At 64.3% G+C, this 1,515-nt stretch carries 2 protein-coding genes; both read left to right on the forward strand.

Translation table 11 applies throughout. The features are described from left to right. Window positions 1-739 (forward strand): ornithine carbamoyltransferase (gene argF / locus HP546_RS30070; RefSeq protein WP_172233473.1); only part of this gene is annotated, 739 nt, incomplete at its 5' end. Beyond that, window positions 736-1,515 (forward strand): ABC transporter ATP-binding protein (locus HP546_RS30075; protein ID WP_172233476.1); only part of this gene is annotated, 780 nt, incomplete at its 3' end. The genes argF and HP546_RS30075, both read left to right, overlap by 4 nt.

A 1,515-nucleotide genomic window follows, 5' to 3' on the forward strand; every position in this document is an offset into this window, starting at 1 on the left:
AGCCGGCATGATCCAGCTCGGCGGCCAGGCGATTTTCCTGTCCCCGCGCGACACCCAGCTGGGCCGGGGCGAGCCGATCAGCGACAGCGCCATCGTGCTGTCGAGCATGCTTGACGTGGTAATGATCCGTACCCACGCCCACAGCACGCTCACCGAGTTCGCCGCCAACTCGCGCGTACCGGTGATCAATGCCCTGTCCGACGAGTCGCACCCATGCCAGCTGCTGGCCGACATGCAGACCTTCCTCGAACAGCGTGGCTCGATCCAGGGCAAGACCGTGGCCTGGATCGGCGATGGCTTCAACATGTGCAACTCGTATATCGAGGCCGCCCGGCAGTTTGGCTTCCAGCTGCGCATCGCCTGCCCGGAAGGTTACGACCCGGACCCGCGCTTCATGGCCATTGGCGGTGACAGCGTGCAAATCGTCCGCGACCCGAAGGAAGCCGTGCGCGATGCCCATCTGGTGACCACGGATGTCTGGACTTCCATGGGCCAGGAGGAGGAAACTGCACGGCGCCTGGCGCATTTCGCGCCTTACCAGGTCACCCGCGAACTGCTCGACCTGGCCGCACCCGACGCCCTGTTCATGCACTGCCTGCCCGCCCACCGTGGCGAGGAAATCAGCCATGACCTGCTCGACGACCCACGTTCGGTCGCCTGGGACCAGGCTGAAAACCGCCTGCATGCACAGAAGGCCCTTCTCGAATTCCTTGTCGAACCGGCTTACCACCACGCATGAGTCAACCCCTACTGCTCAACCTGCGCAACCTGGCCTGCGGCTATGGCGACCAGCGCATCGTCCAGAACCTCAACCTGCACCTGAACGCAGGCGACATTGGTTGCCTGCTGGGCTCATCCGGTTGCGGCAAGACCACCACCTTGCGCGCCATCGCCGGTTTCGAGCCGGTGCATGACGGCGAGATCCAGCTGGCCGGTGAGGTCATTTCCCGGGCGGGTTTCACCCTCTCGCCGGAAAAACGCCGTATCGGCATGGTGTTCCAGGACTACGCGCTGTTCCCGCACCTGACCGTTGCGCAGAACATTGCCTTTGGCATTGCCAAGCACCCACGCCAAGCCGCCGTCATCGACGAGATGCTCGAACTGGTCAAGCTGGGCGGGCTGGGCGGGCGGTACCCGCATGAGCTGTCCGGCGGCCAGCAGCAACGGGTCGCACTGGCCCGGGCGCTGGCGCCCGAGCCGCAGCTGCTACTGCTCGACGAGCCGTTCTCCAACCTTGACGTGGAGCTGCGCCGGCGCCTCAGCCATGAGGTTCGCGACATCCTCAAGAGCCGTGGCACCAGCGCCATCCTGGTCACCCATGACCAGGAAGAAGCCTTCGCCGTCAGCGATCAGGTCGGCGTGTTCAAGGAAGGCCGCCTCGAGCAGTGGGACACGCCCTACAACCTTTATCACGAGCCGCAGACGCCGTTTGTGGCCAGCTTCATCGGCCAGGGCTACTTCATCCGTGGCCAGATGAGCAGCCACGAAGCAGTCAATACCGAGCTGGGTGAATTG

This window comes from Pseudomonas sp. CM25 (genome assembly GCF_013179705.1).
Taxonomy (GTDB): domain Bacteria; phylum Pseudomonadota; class Gammaproteobacteria; order Pseudomonadales; family Pseudomonadaceae; genus Aquipseudomonas.